Annotated in this window: 13 protein-coding genes; 9 read left to right on the forward strand and 4 right to left on the reverse strand. The window is 52.9% G+C overall.

Annotated features, from left to right (window positions below; genetic code table 11):
- The 3 genes from E0L16_RS20610 to E0L16_RS20625 form a co-directional block, all read left to right on the forward strand.
- Positions 1 to 834 (forward strand): dimethyl sulfoxide reductase anchor subunit family protein (locus E0L16_RS20610; protein WP_131638103.1); only part of this gene is annotated, 834 nt, incomplete at its 5' end.
- 275 nt (positions 835 to 1,109) lie between these two features.
- On the forward strand, positions 1,110 to 2,258 hold the full coding sequence (locus tag E0L16_RS20620; RefSeq protein ID WP_107535048.1) for an MFS transporter: 1,149 nt from the start codon (positions 1,110 to 1,112) through the stop codon (positions 2,256 to 2,258).
- Between the two features lie 123 nt (positions 2,259 to 2,381).
- Positions 2,382 to 2,903, forward strand: a complete 522-nt coding sequence (locus tag E0L16_RS20625) for an anti-virulence regulator CigR family protein (RefSeq protein ID WP_107535049.1) — start codon at positions 2,382 to 2,384, stop codon at positions 2,901 to 2,903.
- 36 nt (positions 2,904 to 2,939) lie between these two features.
- Here the strand turns inward: E0L16_RS20625 and pflA are convergent, their stop codons facing one another.
- The 4 genes from pflA to ycaO all read right to left on the reverse strand — a co-directional run bounded on the left by pflA (position 2,940) and on the right by ycaO (position 9,244).
- Positions 2,940 to 3,680, reverse strand: coding sequence for a pyruvate formate lyase 1-activating protein (gene pflA / locus E0L16_RS20630; RefSeq protein ID WP_003858250.1), 741 nt, complete (start codon positions 3,678 to 3,680; stop codon positions 2,940 to 2,942).
- Positions 3,681 to 3,884: 204 nt separating this feature from the next.
- A complete protein-coding gene (pflB, locus tag E0L16_RS20635) occupies positions 3,885 to 6,167 on the reverse strand; it encodes a formate C-acetyltransferase (protein ID WP_015570975.1) in 2,283 nt (760 codons plus the stop codon).
- A 51-nt stretch (positions 6,168 to 6,218) separates the two neighbouring features.
- A complete protein-coding gene (focA, locus tag E0L16_RS20640; RefSeq protein ID WP_017384832.1) occupies positions 6,219 to 7,076 on the reverse strand; it encodes a formate transporter FocA in 858 nt (285 codons plus the stop codon).
- A 407-nt stretch (positions 7,077 to 7,483) separates the two neighbouring features.
- Positions 7,484 to 9,244, reverse strand: a complete 1,761-nt coding sequence (ycaO, locus tag E0L16_RS20645; RefSeq protein WP_131638105.1) for a 30S ribosomal protein S12 methylthiotransferase accessory factor YcaO — start codon at positions 9,242 to 9,244, stop codon at positions 7,484 to 7,486.
- Positions 9,245 to 9,371: 127 nt separating this feature from the next.
- On the opposite strand from ycaO, the gene E0L16_RS20650 reads away from it, so the two are divergent.
- From E0L16_RS20650 to ihfB, 6 genes are all read left to right on the forward strand, one after another.
- Positions 9,372 to 10,064 carry a DUF421 domain-containing protein gene (locus E0L16_RS20650; protein WP_107535051.1) on the forward strand — a complete coding sequence of 231 codons (693 nt, stop codon included), beginning with the start codon at positions 9,372 to 9,374 and terminating at the stop codon, positions 10,062 to 10,064.
- A gap of 162 nt (positions 10,065 to 10,226) precedes the next feature.
- Positions 10,227 to 11,315, forward strand: coding sequence for a 3-phosphoserine/phosphohydroxythreonine transaminase (gene serC / locus E0L16_RS20655; protein WP_131638107.1), 1,089 nt, complete (start codon positions 10,227 to 10,229; stop codon positions 11,313 to 11,315).
- A gap of 68 nt (positions 11,316 to 11,383) precedes the next feature.
- Entirely contained in the window at positions 11,384 to 12,667 is a 1,284-nt protein-coding gene (gene aroA, locus E0L16_RS20660; RefSeq protein ID WP_131638109.1) for a 3-phosphoshikimate 1-carboxyvinyltransferase, read from the forward strand.
- Positions 12,668 to 12,852: 185 nt separating this feature from the next.
- The gene (gene cmk / locus E0L16_RS20665) at positions 12,853 to 13,536 is read left to right on the forward strand and encodes a (d)CMP kinase (protein ID WP_131638111.1); all 684 of its coding nucleotides are present in this window, start codon (positions 12,853 to 12,855) and stop codon (positions 13,534 to 13,536) included.
- A gap of 111 nt (positions 13,537 to 13,647) precedes the next feature.
- Positions 13,648 to 15,321 (forward strand): 30S ribosomal protein S1, encoded by a 1,674-nt coding sequence (rpsA, locus tag E0L16_RS20670; RefSeq protein ID WP_003858235.1) that lies wholly within the window; start codon positions 13,648 to 13,650, stop codon positions 15,319 to 15,321.
- A gap of 170 nt (positions 15,322 to 15,491) precedes the next feature.
- Positions 15,492 to 15,779 carry an integration host factor subunit beta gene (gene ihfB, locus E0L16_RS20675; RefSeq protein WP_003858233.1) on the forward strand — a complete coding sequence of 96 codons (288 nt, stop codon included), beginning with the start codon at positions 15,492 to 15,494 and terminating at the stop codon, positions 15,777 to 15,779.
- Positions 15,780 to 15,802: the final 23 nt, after the last annotated feature.

Consider the following 15,802-nt stretch of genomic DNA (forward strand, 5'->3'; position numbering starts at 1 on the left):
ATGATCTTCACGGTCTTAGGGCAGTGCGTGGTGGGCGGGTTTATTGTCCTCGCGCTGGCGCTTATGAAAGGTAATCTCAGTGCCGAACGGCAGCAGCGTCTGGTGCTCAGCATGTTTGGTCTGTGGGTGCTGATGGGCATTGGCTTTATCGCTTCCACGCTGCACCTGGGTTCGCCAATGCGCGCGTTCAACTCCCTGAATCGCGTGGGCGCCTCTTCGCTGAGTAATGAGATTGCCAGCGGCGCAATCTTCTTTGCCGTAGGCGGGCTGGGGTGGCTACTGGCAGCGGTGAACAAGCTGCCGTCAGTGTTACGCGCGTTGTGGCTTATCGTCACCATGGTACTGGGCGTGGTATTCGTCTGGATGATGGTTCGGGTGTACAACACGATTGACACCGTTCCGACCTGGTACAGCGTCTGGACACCGATGAGCTTCTTCCTGACGATGTTCATTGGCGGCCCGCTGCTGGGCTATCTGCTGCTGCGCGTGGCCGGCGTTACGGGTTGGGCGATGCGCCTGCTGCCTGCGGTCTCGCTGCTGGCACTGGTCATCAGTACCGTTGTGGCGCTGATGCAGGGAGCGGAGCTGGCGACGATTCACAGCTCTATCCAACAGGCTTCGGCCCTGGTGCCGGATTACGGTTCGCTGATGGCCTGGCGCGTGGTGCTGCTGACGGCGGCGCTGGTCTGCTGGGTTGCCCCTCAGCTTAAAGGCTACCAGCCTGCGCTGCCGTTGCTGTCGCTGGCGTTTGTACTGGTGCTGGCCGGGGAACTGATTGGCCGCGGCGTGTTTTACGGCCTGCATATGACGGTCGGTATGGCTATCGCCAGCTAGTTTTTATTTTTTGTTATATAAAGCCGGGACATAGCGCCCGGCTTTTCTTTTTTCATTCATGAAATTTTTCAACTGATGTTTCGCTTAAGAATTTCCCGGATATAAATAAAAACAAATAGATAATTAATATCTGTAGCAGGCTTTGCATTAGCAGGATGAGTTTTTTAAATCGACGTGGCGCATATCGTGCGTGACGCCTGAATCGGTGGATTGACTTTGTTTTTGCCAGTGGCATGATGCGCACGAAATCTGAATTTCCTCACGGTTTTTAATCCATGACCACCTATACCCGCCCGGTGCTTTTGTTGCTCTGTGGCCTGCTTTTGCTGACCCTGGCGATCGCGGTGTTAAACACACTCGTCCCGCTCTGGCTGGCCCATGAAAACTTACCGACCTGGCAGGTGGGTATGGTTAGCTCGTCCTTTTTTACGGGAAATCTGCTGGGCACCTTATTAACGGGTAGCCTTATTAAGCGTTTTGGTTTTAACCGTAGTTATTATCTGGCGTCGCTGATCTTTGCCGTCGGATGCGCCGGTTTAGGCCTGATGGTCGGCTTCTGGAGCTGGATGGTCTGGCGCTTTATTGCGGGCGTCGGCTGCGCAATGATTTGGGTGGTGGTGGAAAGTGCGCTGATGTGCAGCGGCACCTCGCGTAACCGCGGGCGTCTGCTGGCGGCTTACATGATGGTGTATTACGTCGGTACCGTTCTGGGACAACTGATGGTCAGCAAATTCCCAACCGACCTGATGAGCGTACTGCCGTGGGTAACGGGCATGGTGCTGGCTGCGGTCCTGCCGCTGCTCTTTACCCGAATCGTGAACCAGGGCAGTGAGCATCAGGAAGCTACGCACGTCTGGCCGATGCTCAGGCTTCGTCAGGCGCGTTTAGGCGTTAACGGCTGTATCATCTCCGGGATTGTGCTGGGTTCACTCTATGGCCTGATGCCGCTCTATCTCAACCATCAGGGCGTCAGCGATTCCGGGATCGGTTTCTGGATGGCGGTCATGGTCAGCGCTGGGATTGTAGGTCAATGGCCGATCGGTCGTCTGGCCGATCGTTTTGGTCGCCTGCTGGTGCTGCGCGTGCAGGTTTTTGTGGTGATCATGGGCTGCCTCGCCATGCTCAGTAACGCCGCGATGGCGCCTGCGCTGTTCATTCTGGGGGCTGCGGGCTTTACGCTCTATCCCGTCGCGATGGCCTGGGCCTGTGAGAAAGTAGAGCATCATCAGCTGGTGGCGATGAACCAGGCTTTATTGCTGAGCTACACCATCGGCAGCTTGCTGGGGCCGACTTTTACCTCCATGCTCATGCAAAACTATTCTGATAACCTGCTGTTTATCATGATTGCCAGCGTGTCGTTTATCTATCTGCTAATGCTGCTGCGCAAAGTCGGCGAGCATCCCACGCCGGTGGCACACGCCTGATGAATTAAAAGCCTGTCGATGACAGGCTTTTTTGTCCCTGTCACATATAAGACTTTTGCTTATTGTGCGTTTTTACTGCCTGGCGATAATTCAAATGCGTACTACCACTAAAAGGCAGCCATCATGTCTACTCGTCGTTTTACCACTACCGCACTTGCCGTAGTGTTGTCCTTAACGTTTGCAACGGCTCCGGTCATGGCTAATCCCGGGAACGGGAATGGCGGTGGCCACGGAAACGGTGGCGGACAAGGTAATAGCGGCAATCATGGTAACGGCAACGCCGGCAACCATGGTAATAAGCAAAATAAGGGTCAGGATAATCCAGGAAAATCGGATAAAAGCGTCAAAAACAGCAAAGATGTCGGTAACGACGTCGACGTTCGCGTGAGCTTCGATCGCGCCCGCCATCTGGCGCTGAATTATGGCTTAACGGGCTATGACTCTCTGCCTCCGGGCATTGCGAAAAATCTTGCGCGCGGTAAACCGCTGCCTCCGGGCATTGCAAAGAAAACCGTGCCGGCCTCAATGCTCGGCCAGCTTCCTTCCTATCCGGGGTATGAATGGCGCGTGGTGGGGGACGACCTCGTCTTAATTGCCCTGAGTACCGCGATTGTGACTGCCGTTATTAACGGCGTCTTTGAATAGAATATAAAAAGGCCCGGTTCTCACCGGGCCTTTTTCTTAATACATGACCTTGTGGCCGTATTGCTCAAGAATGCCTTTGACGCGTTCCATCGTCTCTTTTTTCGGCGGCTTCACGCCGTCAAGCTTGTACTCTTCGCCCATCGCCACCCATTTGTGTTTACCCAACTCGTGATAGGGCAGGAGTTCAATTTTCTCCACGTTGCCCATATCCCGGGTAAACTCGCCCAGACGATGCGCGGAATCATCATCATCTGACCAGCCCGGCACCACCACGTAGCGGATCCACGTTTTGACGCCTTTGTTGGCAATGTATTTCGCAAATTCCAGCGTACGGTGGTTCGAGACGCCGACCAGGTTCTGGTGAATTTCATCGTTCATCTGTTTGAGATCGAGCATCACCAGATCGGTTACCTCAAGCAGTTCATCAATAACCGGATCGTAGCGGCGTACAAAGCCGTTGGTGTCGAGGCAGGTATGAATACCTTCTTTGTGGCAGGCGCGGAACCAGTCGCGCACAAATTCAGCCTGAAGAATGGCTTCACCGCCGGATGCCGTCACGCCACCGCCGGACGCGTTCATAAAGTGGCGATAGGTCACCACCTCTTTCATCAGATCCTCAACGGTGACTTCTTTGCCGCCGTGGGTATCCCAGGTGTCACGGTTGTGGCAGTACAGGCAGCGCATCAGGCAGCCCTGGAAAAAGGTGATGAAACGGATCCCCGGGCCATCGACGGTGCCACAGGATTCAAAGGAGTGAATGCGACCAATAATTGACATTGCGGTGATATCTCCAGCATCGGCCCGTCCGGGGCCTGAGTATGCACAGCTCAAAGCCGGCTGTGTTGAAGTCTGTTTTGGCTGTTATCCATAAAGTATAGATAGCGGACAAAAGAGACTGAGGAGAAGAGGGTGCTAAAAAGGCCCCACTGACGTGGAGCCTTTATTGTACGCTTTTTAACGCGTGATTTCAGTCAATTCCACTTACATGGACTGAGTGAAAGTACGGGTGATAACGTCCTGCTGCTGTTCTTTAGTCAGGGAGTTAAAACGTACTGCGTAACCTGATACACGAATGGTCAGCTGAGGATATTTCTCAGGGTGTTCCATCGCGTCGAGCAGCATTTCACGGTTCATCACGTTCACGTTCAGGTGCTGACCACCTTCGATGGACGCTTCGTGGTGGAAGTAACCATCCATCAGACCCGCGAGGTTAGTTTTACGTACTTCGTCATCTTTACCCAGCGCGTTTGGCACGATAGAGAAGGTGTAAGAGATACCATCTTTCGCGTAAGCAAACGGCAGTTTAGCAACGGAGGTCAGAGAGGCAACTGCACCTTTCTGGTCACGACCGTGCATTGGGTTAGCACCTGGGCCGAATGGCGCGCCAGCACGACGACCGTCTGGGGTGTTACCGGTTTTCTTACCATACACAACGTTAGAGGTGATGGTCAGAACAGACTGAGTCGGGATAGCGTTACGGTAGGTAGTGAGTTTCTGAATTTTCTTCATGAAACGTTCTACCAGGTCAACTGCCATGTCATCAACGCGAGCGTCGTTGTTACCAAACTGCGGGTATTCGCCTTCGATTTCGAAGTCGATAGCCAGACCGTCTTCGTCACGAATTGGTTTAACTTTCGCATATTTGATTGCAGACAGGGAGTCAGCCGCAACGGACAGGCCTGCGATACCACACGCCATGGTACGAACCACGTCACGGTCGTGCAGCGCCATCAGAGAGGCTTCGTAGCTGTACTTGTCGTGCATGTAGTGGATAACGTTCAGCGCGGTCACGTACTGCTTAGCCAGCCAGTCCATGAAGTGGTCCATGCGCTCCATGACTTCGTCATAGTTCAGCACGTCGCCTTTGATAGGTTCAGACTTAGGACCAACCTGCATTTTCAGTTTTTCATCAACGCCGCCGTTGATTGCGTACAGCATGGTTTTCGCCAGGTTTGCACGCGCACCGAAGAACTGCATTTGCTTACCAACAACCATTGGGCTTACGCAGCACGCGATAGCGTAGTCGTCGTTGTTGAAGTCCGGACGCATCAGGTCATCGTTCTCGTATTGCAGAGAAGAGGTGTCGATGGACACTTTAGCGGCGAATTTCTTGAAGTTCAGAGGCAGTTTTTCAGACCACAGAACGGTGATGTTTGGCTCCGGAGAAGGACCCATGGTGTACAGGGTGTTCAGGAAGCGGAAGCTGTTTTTGGTTACCAGAGTTCGGCCATCTACGCCCATACCGCCGATAGATTCGGTTGCCCAGATTGGGTCACCAGAGAACAGCTCATCATATTCTGGAGTACGCAGGAAGCGAACCATACGCAGTTTCATGACCAGGTGGTCAATCATTTCCTGAGCGTCTTGCTCGGTGATTTTACCTGCTTTCAGGTCACGTTCGATGTACGCATCCAGGAAGGTGGATACGCGGCCGAAGGACATTGCTGCACCGTTCTGAGACTTAACAGCGGCCAGGTAGCCGAAGTAGGTCCACTGGATAGCTTCCTGAGCGTTGGTTGCAGGACCAGAGATATCGCAGCCGTATTTAGCCGCCATCTCTTTGATCTGACCCAGCGCACGGTGCTGTTCAGCAATCTCTTCACGCAGACGGATAGTCGCTTCCAGGTTTACGCCGTTTTCCAGGTCAGACTGGAGAGAAACGAACTGCGCGTATTTGTCTTTCATCAGGAAGTCGATACCGTACAGCGCAACGCGACGGTAGTCACCGATGATACGGCCACGGCCATAGGCATCTGGCAGACCGGTCAGAACGCCAGATTTACGGCAGTTCAGAATGTCTTTGGTGTAAACATCGAATACGCCCTGGTTATGGGTTTTACGGTATTCGGTGAAGATTTTTTTCAGCATTGGGTCCAGCTCGCGGTTATACGCTTTGCAGGAACCTTCAACCATTTTAATGCCACCGAACGGGATGATTGCGCGTTTCAGTGGTGCTTCAGTCTGGAGACCAACGATTTTCTCAAGGGCTTTGTTGATGTAGCCAGCATCGTGAGAAGTGATGGTGGAAGCAACGGAGGTGTCAAAATCAACTGGCGCGTGAGTGCGGTTTTCCAGTTTAACGCCTTCCATTACGCTGTCCCACAGCTTGGTGGTTGCGTCAGTTGCACCAGCCAGGAAGGATTCGTCACCTTCATACGGGGTATAGTTTTTCTGAATAAAGTCACGGACGTTGACTTCATTCTGCCAGTCACCTTTCGTAAAACCTTCCCAGGCTGTGGCTAACTTTTCATTAAGCTCGGACATGTAACACCTACCTTCTTAAGTGGATTTTTTATTTACTGCCTGAGACAACCATTAATGATGATCGCCGCCACGCAGGTAAATGACCCAGTATGTCAACCCAACTAACAGACCCCCACCGATAATGTTCCCGATAGTGACGGGGATCAGGTTATCAGTAATGAAATTCATAATAGTCAGGTGTGAAAAACTTTCCGGGGTTGAACCAACAGCAGTCCAGAACTCCGGGCTTGCAAAGTTGCGGATAACAATCCCCATCGGGATCATGAACATATTCGCAATACTGTGCTCAAAGCCGCTGGCAACAAACATCGCAACCGGCAGAACCATAATCATGGCTTTATCCATCAGGCTACGACCAGAGTAGCTCATCCAGACCGCCAGGCAGACCATCAGGTTTGCAAGGATGCCGAGAGCAACAGCTTCGATAAATGTATGGTGCATTTTGTGGTCAGCGGTTTGCAGGACGTTAAGCCCCCAGCCGCCGTTGGCGGTCATGTACTCGCCAGAGAGCCACATCAACAGAACAAAGAGCAGACAGCCAATCAGGTTACCAACGTAGACGTTGAGCCAGTTGCGCCCCAGTTGACCCCAGGTAATTCTTCCGCTGGCTTTTGCCACAACAATCAACACCGTTGAGGTGAAGAGGTCGGCACCGCAGATGACGCAAAGAATCAGACCCAGTGAGAAGCAAATACCACCAATCAGTTTCGCTATGCCGAAAGGCATCCCGGCCGTGCCGGTGGTGGCTGTGATATAGAAGACGAAAGCGATGGAGATGAACACACCAGCCGTAATGGCCAGAAAGAACGTCGTCATCGGATGTTTCGTTGCTTTGTAGACACCCGCTTCTTCGGCAACTTTCGCCATCGCAGCGGGGAGTAATAGATCAAAAGGGTTGTCAGCTTTCACACTAACTCTCTCTTTATTAAGTCGGCGACGAGATACTAACAAAGCATTATAGAAGAGAAATTGATATAGATCATATCTCGCCTGGCTTATAGGCCCGCAGTGTGTATGGTTTTACAGCAAAAGCGGAGTAAGTATTTGATTATCCGTATAAAAATAAATTTTAAAAGTTATGAAAAGAGTTGAATTTTTTCCTTCAGCCTCCCTTAAAACAGTTAATTAAAATGGAGTATTTATTATAATTAGTAACAGTAAAGCACAGGTAAGTATTTTTATATTTACCCATGGTTAACTTAACTATTACATTTAAATGTCATTGCCTAAAAATAAAAAAAAAAGGGGCAATGAAATTGCCCCGTAATATAGCTCAGGCGGTTGAATACGCCTACTGCCATTAATGTTATATGCGCTTATTTTGACCAGTAAGCGGCTTTTGCCTTCTGCAATTTTTCATACGCATTCAGCAGCGACTGATGCGCCGGGAAGGCTTTCAGATCGCTGTCAACCGCTTGCAGGCCATAGAACGGCTCTTCACCGCTCAGCGCCGCGCTGGCAGCTTCAACAGCATCTGCACCGTACATGCGGACAAAGGCGTTCAGATACTGCAATGGCTCGCGCTCGTCTTCCTGAGAAAGCAGGAGCAGCGTTTGCAGGCAACGGTAATAGTTAGTGCGCTCGGCGGAGAAGACGGACTGGTTAAACTCCATCGTCCACTCGGTCCAGGCCAGAGCCTGATCCAGATCGCCGCCCGCCAGTGCCAGCATCGCTTTCAGTTCGCCGATGCGCAGCGTGTACCAGCCGTTATCTTTTCCGGTTGCCAGACCCAGCAGCTCACGTACGCGGGTGAAATCATCGTGACCTTCGTCGTCCAGCTGGGCGATCAGGTTCAGATAATCTTCCTTTTCCCACTCGCTGCCCGGCAGGGCCAGCAGGGTTTCACGCAGATGTGCGCCCATGCTGTTGTTCGCCAGCCACAGATCTTCTGCCGGATAAATGTCGGACATGCCCGGTACAATGATACGGCACGCGTAAACGCCAAGGTGTTCATAGTCGGCAATATAGACTTCCTGATCCTCCGCGTTGAAGATCGCCATCAGCGTGGCGAACTCTTCTTCCGTCGTACCGGCAAAGCTCCAGTCCACGAACGGATAGTCCGCGTCCTGCTTGAACATATCCCAGGAAATCAAACCGCTGGAGTCGATGAAGTGCGTTTCGAGGTTGGTGTGCTCGGCGACCTCTTCATCATCAAAGGTCGGCGGCGTAAACACGTCGAGGTCTTTCAGGCTACGACCTTGCAGCAGTTCGGTCACCGTACGCTCCAGTGCCACGCCGAAGTCAGGGTGCGCGCCGAAGGAGGCGAAGCAGGTGCCGTTGGCCGGGTTGAACAGCACCACGCAGATAACCGGATATTTGCCGCCCAGAGAACCGTCGTAGGCAAAGATTGGGAAACCTTCCGCTTCCAGTTTGGCGATGGATTCCACCACGCCCGGGTAGCGGGCCAGCACGTCAGCCGGGATCTCCGGCAGGCTGATGGATTCGGCAATAATGCGGTTTTTGATGTGACGCTCGAAAACTTCAGACAGCCCCTGCACGCGTGCTTCGTTGCGGGTGTTACCGGCGGACATGCCGTTAGACACGTACAGGTTGCCAACGATATTCATCGGAATATACACGGTCTGCTCATCAGACTGGCGGGTGAACGGCAGGGCGCAGATCCCACGTTCCTCATTGCCGGATTGCAGGTCGATCAGCATGCTGGCGGTCAGTTCGTTTTCCGGATCGTAGAACGCACGCAGACGCGCATCCAGAATACCTTCCGGCAGTTCATCGTCCTCGGTCAGCGGGAACCATTTTTCATTCGGGTAGTGAACGAACGGACCGTTGGCGATGGAGTCGCCCAGCCAGAAGTCGGCGAAGAAATAGTTGGTCGACAGACGTTCAAAATACTCACCCAGCGCAGAGGCCAGCGCCGCTTTTTTGGTTGCGCCTTTACCGTTGGTAAAGCACAGCGCACAGTCTTTGTCGCGAATATGCACGGACCAGACGTGAGGCACCGGATTCAGCCAGGAGGCTTCTTCGATATTAAAGCCCAGGTCGGTCAGTTTCTGCTGGAAGCGAGCGATGGAATCTTCCAGAGCGGCGTCTTTGCCGGGGATAAACGTTTGAGTCATGGCGTTCACTTTTATCGTACGTAAAGCGCGCAATGATACGGGTTTTGCGTGACGGGTGCTATCTCCGGCGAAAATAAATGGCTGGGCTATGCTTATAAGCAGTAACCTACTGTTAAGGCATAGAAAAATGAAAGCATTTGATCTCCAGCGGATGGCGTTTGATAAAGTTCCCCCCGAGTTTTTAGGTGAAGTGGCGCTGCGCAGCTTCTACACCTTTGTTCTCGTCTTCCTGTTTCTGAAAATCACCGGACGCCGCGGCGTCCGGCAGATGTCGCTGTTTGAGGTGCTGATCATCCTGACGCTGGGGTCAGCGGCGGGGGATGTTGCCTTTTATGACGATGTGCCTATGGTGCCGGTCTTTGTCGTCTTCGTGACGCTCGCGCTGCTCTACCGGCTGGTCATGTGGCTGATGTCGAAAAGCGAAAAGCTGGAAGATCTGTTCGAAGGGAAGCCGGTGGTGATTGTCGAAGATGGTCAACTGGCCTGGGAGAACGTGCAACGCGCCAATATGACGGAGTTTGAGTTCTTTATGGAGCTTCGCATCAGCAGCGTTGAACAGCTGGGGCAGGTGCGTCTGGCGATTATGGAAACGAACGGTCAAATCAGCATTTATTACTATCCCGACGATGAGGTCAGGCCCGGGCTGTGCATCCTGCCGGATATGCTTATCGAGCGATACAAAACCGTACCTGAGGCGGGCGAGTATGCCTGCATAAAATGTAGCCACGTGGTGGGCATGCAGGCGGGCGATCATCAATTATGTCCTCGCTGTACGAATCCAGAATGGACGAAGGTTAGCCGGGCTAAGCGCATTACCTGACAGCGATTTTGTCGGTTTTGTGACAACGGTACGGCAGATTGTTTTGTGTGACGAGGGACACATTTCTCCGGCCATAAGTTTTAGACATTGCGGCGCGTGTCACTGAATGATAAAACCGATATCCACAGTTATAACTTATGGCTTTTAGCGTGGTGAGGGGAAATGGCTCAAGTCTTTAATTTCAGTTCAGGTCCGGCAATGTTACCGGCAGACGTGCTTAAACAGGCTCAACAGGAACTTTGTGACTGGAACGGTCTGGGTACGTCGGTGATGGAAATCAGCCACCGGGGTAAAGCGTTTATTCAGGTGGCGGAAGAGGCAGAAAAGGATTTTCGCGATCTGCTGAACATTCCCTCGAACTACAAAGTATTGTTCTGTCACGGCGGTGGACGCGGCCAGTTTGCGGGTATCCCGCTTAATCTGCTGGGCGACAAAACCACCGCTGATTACGTCGATGCCGGCTACTGGGCAGCCAGTGCGGTAAAAGAAGCGCACAAATACTGCACGCCGAATGTCATCGATGCCAAAATCACCGTCGACGGCCTGCGCGCCGTGAAGCCGATGAGCGAGTGGCAGCTGTCTGACAACGCCGCGTATCTCCACTACTGCCCGAACGAAACCATCGACGGCATCGCCATTCACGAAGAGCCAGACTTTGGCGACAATGTCATTGTGACGGCGGACCTCTCTTCAACCATTCTGTCCACCCCGCTGGACGTCAGCCGCTACGGCGTCATTTACGCAGGTGCTCAGAAAAACATCGGTCCTGCGGGGCTGACAATTGTCATCGTCCGTGAAGACCTGCTGGGGAAAGCCCATAAGTCCTGCCCGTCAATCCTGGATTACACCGTCCTGAATGACAACGACTCCATGTTCAACACCCCACCTACGTTTGCCTGGTATCTCTCCGGCCTGGTCTTCAAATGGCTGAAGCAAAACGGCGGCGTGGCGCAGATGGACAAGATCAATCAGCAGAAAGCCGAACTGCTGTACGGCACGATCGACAAGAGCGATTTCTACCGTAACGATGTGGCGAAAGCTAACCGTTCGCGCATGAACGTACCGTTCCAGCTGACAGACAGCAGCCTGGACAGCGTATTCCTGGAAGAGTCGTTCGCGGCGGGTCTGCACGCGCTGAAAGGCCATCGCGTGGTTGGCGGGATGCGTGCCTCTATCTATAACGCCATGCCGCTGGAAGGCGTTAAAGCCCTGACCGATTTCATGATCGACTTCGAACGTCGTCACGGTTAACGGGCTGTTTTTCACCCCCGCAGCGTTGCTGCGGGGTTTTTATTATGTTGAGTTGAGAGTTGAGTTTCATGGAATCCCTGACGTTACAACCTATCGCGCGGGTAGATGGCACCATTAATCTGCCTGGTTCAAAAAGTGTCTCGAACCGCGCTCTGCTGCTGGCAGCTCTGGCACACGGCACCACCGTCCTCACCAACCTGCTGGACAGCGATGACGTGCGCCATATGCTCAATGCGCTGAAAGCGTTGGGAGTTCATTATACGCTGTCCGACGATCGTACCCGTTGTGAAGTCACCGGTAACGGCGGCGCGTTACGTTCTGCTGAAGCGCTGGAGCTTTTCCTGGGTAACGCCGGTACGGCAATGCGTCCTCTGGCCGCAGCGCTGTGTCTGGGGAACAATAATATTGTGCTGACCGGTGAGCCGCGAATGAAAGAGCGCCCGATCGGCCATCTGGTGGATGCCCTGCGTCAGGGCGGCGCGCAGATTGATTATCTTGAGCAGGAAAATTACCCGCCACTGCGTCTGCGCGGTGGATTTACCGGGGGGAACGTTGAGGTGGACGGTAGCGTCTCCAGTCAGTTCCTGACCGCGCTGCTGATGACCGCACCGCTGGCCCCACAGGATACCGTTATCAGCATTAAAGGCGACCTGGTCTCTAAGCCGTACATTGATATCACCCTGCACCTGATGAATACCTTCGGTGTTGAGGTGGAAAACCAGTCTTACCAGCGCTTCGTGGTTCGCGGTGGGCAGCAGTATCAGTCTCCGGGTCAGTACCTTGTCGAAGGCGACGCGTCATCGGCCTCTTACTTCCTGGCCGCGGGCGCGATCAAGGGCGGTACTGTCAAGGTGACCGGGATTGGTCGCAACAGCGTGCAGGGCGATATCCGTTTTGCCGACGTACTGGAAAAAATGGGCGCGGTGGTGACCTGGGGCGATGACTTCATCGCCTGTACCCACGGTGAGCTGAACGCTATCGATATGGACATGAACCACATTCCTGATGCGGCGATGACTATTGCCACCGCTGCGCTGTTTGCGAAAGGCACCACCACGCTGCGGAACATTTACAACTGGCGCGTAAAAGAGACGGACCGCCTGTTCGCAATGGCAACCGAGCTGCGTAAAGTGGGGGCGGAGGTCGAAGAGGGCGAAGACTACATTCGCGTCACGCCGCCGGCAAAACTGCAATTTGCAGAAATTGGCACCTACAACGATCACCGCATGGCGATGTGTTTCTCGCTGGTGGCGCTGTCAGATACGGCGGTCACTATCCTCGATCCGAAATGTACGGCAAAGACCTTCCCGGACTACTTCGAGCAGCTGGCGCGCATTAGCACCCTGGCCTGATGATCTTATGCCGCATCACCCGATGCGGCATTTCCTTACGCTTTCTGACAGTCATCTTCTTTCATTTCTTCTACACTCTGCTTCAATCATTTCGGAATTTGCACGCAAAGTTAACAGTTGCGCACGTTGGCGCGTATAATGCGCGGCGTTCATGTTAACGGTATGCCTTAATTAAGGAGAAAAAGATGACGGCAATTGCCCCGGTAATCACCATTGATGGGCCGAGTGGCGCAGGGAAAGGTACTCTGTGCAAAGCGATGGCGGAAGCATTGCAATGGCATCTTTTAGATTCGGGAGCAATCTATCGCGTGCTGGCGCTGGCTGCGCTGCATCATCATGTGGATGTTGCGTCTGAGGAAGCGCTGGTACCGCTGGCTGCGCATCTGGATGTGCGCTTTGTCTCTACTGATGGCAACCTTGAAGTGATCCTGGAAGGGGAAGATGTCAGCGCTGAAATCCGCACGCAGGAAGTGGCCAATGCGGCTTCTCAGGTGGCGGCTTTCCCTCGCGTTCGCGAGGCGCTGTTACGTCGCCAGCGTGGTTTCCGTGAAGCGCCGGGGCTGATCGCCGACGGCCGTGACATGGGTACCGTGGTATTCCCTGATGCGCCAGTGAAAATTTTCCTTGACGCCTCTTCGGAAGAACGTGCTCAACGCCGTATGCTTCAGTTGCAGGAAAAGGGGTTTAGTGTTAACTTTGATCGCCTTTTATCCGAGATAAAAGAGCGCGATGACCGCGATCGTAACCGCGCCGTCGCACCGCTTGTTCCCGCAGAAGATGCATTAGTGCTGGATTCTACCAGTTTAACTATTGAGCAAGTGATTGAAAAAGCGCTACAATATGCGCGCCAAAAACTGGCACTCGCGTAATCGCGACCGATTTAGCAGTACCCCCGCTGCAATGGATTGACGGCGGGTATGTGAAACAACCCCATCCGGCACGGAGCCAGGTGGACGTTAATATTAACCTGAAGATTAAACATGACTGAATCTTTTGCTCAACTGTTTGAAGAATCCTTAAAAGAAATCGAAACCCGTCCGGGTTCCATCGTTCGTGGTGTTGTTGTTGCTATCGACAAAGACGTAGTACTGGTTGACGCCGGTCTGAAATCTGAGTCTGCCATCCCGGCTGAGCAGTTCAAAAACGCCCAGGGCGAGCTGGAAATCCAGGTAGGTGACGAAGTTGACGTTGCTCTGGACGCAGTAGAAGACGGCTTCGGCGAAACCCTGCTGTCTCGTGAGAAAGCTAAACGTCACGAAGCATGGATCACGCTGGAGAAAGCTTACGAAGAAGCTGAAACTGTGGTCGGTGTTATCAACGGCAAAGTTAAAGGTGGCTTCACTGTTGAGCTGAATGGTATTCGTGCGTTCCTGCCAGGTTCACTGGTAGACGTTCGTCCAGTCCGTGACACCCTGCACCTCGAAGGCAAAGAGCTTGAGTTCAAAGTAATCAAGCTGGACCAGAAGCGTAACAACGTTGTTGTTTCCCGTCGTGCCGTTATCGAATCCGAAAACAGCGCAGAACGCGATCAGCTGCTGGAAAACCTGCAGGAAGGCATGGAAGTCAAAGGTATCGTTAAGAACCTCACTGACTACGGCGCATTCGTTGACCTGGGCGGCGTTGATGGCCTGCTGCACATCACCGACATGGCGTGGAAACGCGTTAAGCACCCAAGCGAAATCGTGAACGTGGGCGACGAAATCACTGTTAAAGTGCTGAAGTTCGACCGCGAGCGTACTCGTGTATCCCTCGGCCTGAAACAGCTGGGCGAAGATCCATGGGTAGCTATCGCTAAGCGTTACCCAGAAGGGACTAAACTGACTGGTCGCGTGACCAACCTGACTGACTACGGCTGCTTCGTTGAAATCGAAGAAGGCGTTGAAGGTCTGGTGCACGTTTCCGAAATGGACTGGACCAACAAAAACATCCACCCATCCAAAGTTGTTAACGTTGGTGATGTAGTGGAAGTGATGGTTCTGGATATCGACGAAGAACGTCGTCGTATCTCTCTGGGCCTGAAGCAGTGCAAAAACAACCCATGGCAGCAGTTCGCGGAAACCCACAACAAGGGCGACCGTGTTGAAGGTAAAATCAAGTCTATCACTGACTTCGGTATCTTCATCGGCCTGGACGGCGGCATCGATGGCCTGGTTCACCTGTCTGACATCTCCTGGAACGTTGCAGGCGAAGAAGCAGTTCGTGAATACAAAAAAGGCGACGAAATCGCAGCAGTTGTTCTGCAAGTTGACGCAGAGCGTGAGCGTATCTCCCTGGGCGTTAAACAGCTCGCAGAAGATCCGTTCAACAACTGGGTTGCACTGAACAAGAAAGGCGCAATCGTAAACGGTAAAGTGACTGCTGTTGACGCGAAAGGCGCAACCGTAGAACTGGCTGACGGCGTTGAAGGTTACCTGCGCGCTTCCGAAGCTTCACGTGACCGCGTTGAAGATGCAACTCTGGTTCTGAGCGTTGGCGACGACGTTGAAGCTAAGTTCACCGGTGTTGACCGTAAGAACCGTGCAATCAGCCTGTCTGTTCGTGCTAAAGACGAAGCTGATGAGAAAGATGCAATCGCAACTGTTAACAAACAGGAAGATGCAAACTTCTCTAACAACGCAATGGCTGAAGCTTTCAAAGCAGCTAAAGGCGAGTAAGTTCAGGTTCGCACCATCATTTGAGCTGTAACGCATTTACAGCGCGAAGGATGGAGAGCAGACTTGACAGATTGCAGGATTCGTCCTGTAATCAATAACAAAGGGCGGCTACGGCCGCCCTTGTTTAATGAGCTGTTCAGCTAATTGGTTTGAAAGGAACCGGAGGAATCATGACCAAGTCAGAATTGATTGAAAGACTTGCCAGTCAGCAACCGCATATCCCTGCTAAGGCTGTGGAAGATGCCGTTAAAGAGATGCTGGAGCATATGGCTACCACTCTTGCCCAGGGCGAGCGCATTGAAATCCGCGGTTTCGGTAGTTTTTCTCTGCACTATCGTGCACCACGTACCGGGCGTAACCCGAAGACTGGCGATAAAGTGGAGCTGGAAGGAAAGTATGTTCCGCACTTTAAGCCGGGTAAAGAGCTGCGCGATCGCGCCAATATTTACGGCAACTGAGTTTAATCATCAGGGTTAAACTG

Source organism: Enterobacter quasihormaechei (assembly GCF_004331385.1).
Classification (GTDB): Bacteria; Pseudomonadota; Gammaproteobacteria; order Enterobacterales; family Enterobacteriaceae; genus Enterobacter; species Enterobacter quasihormaechei.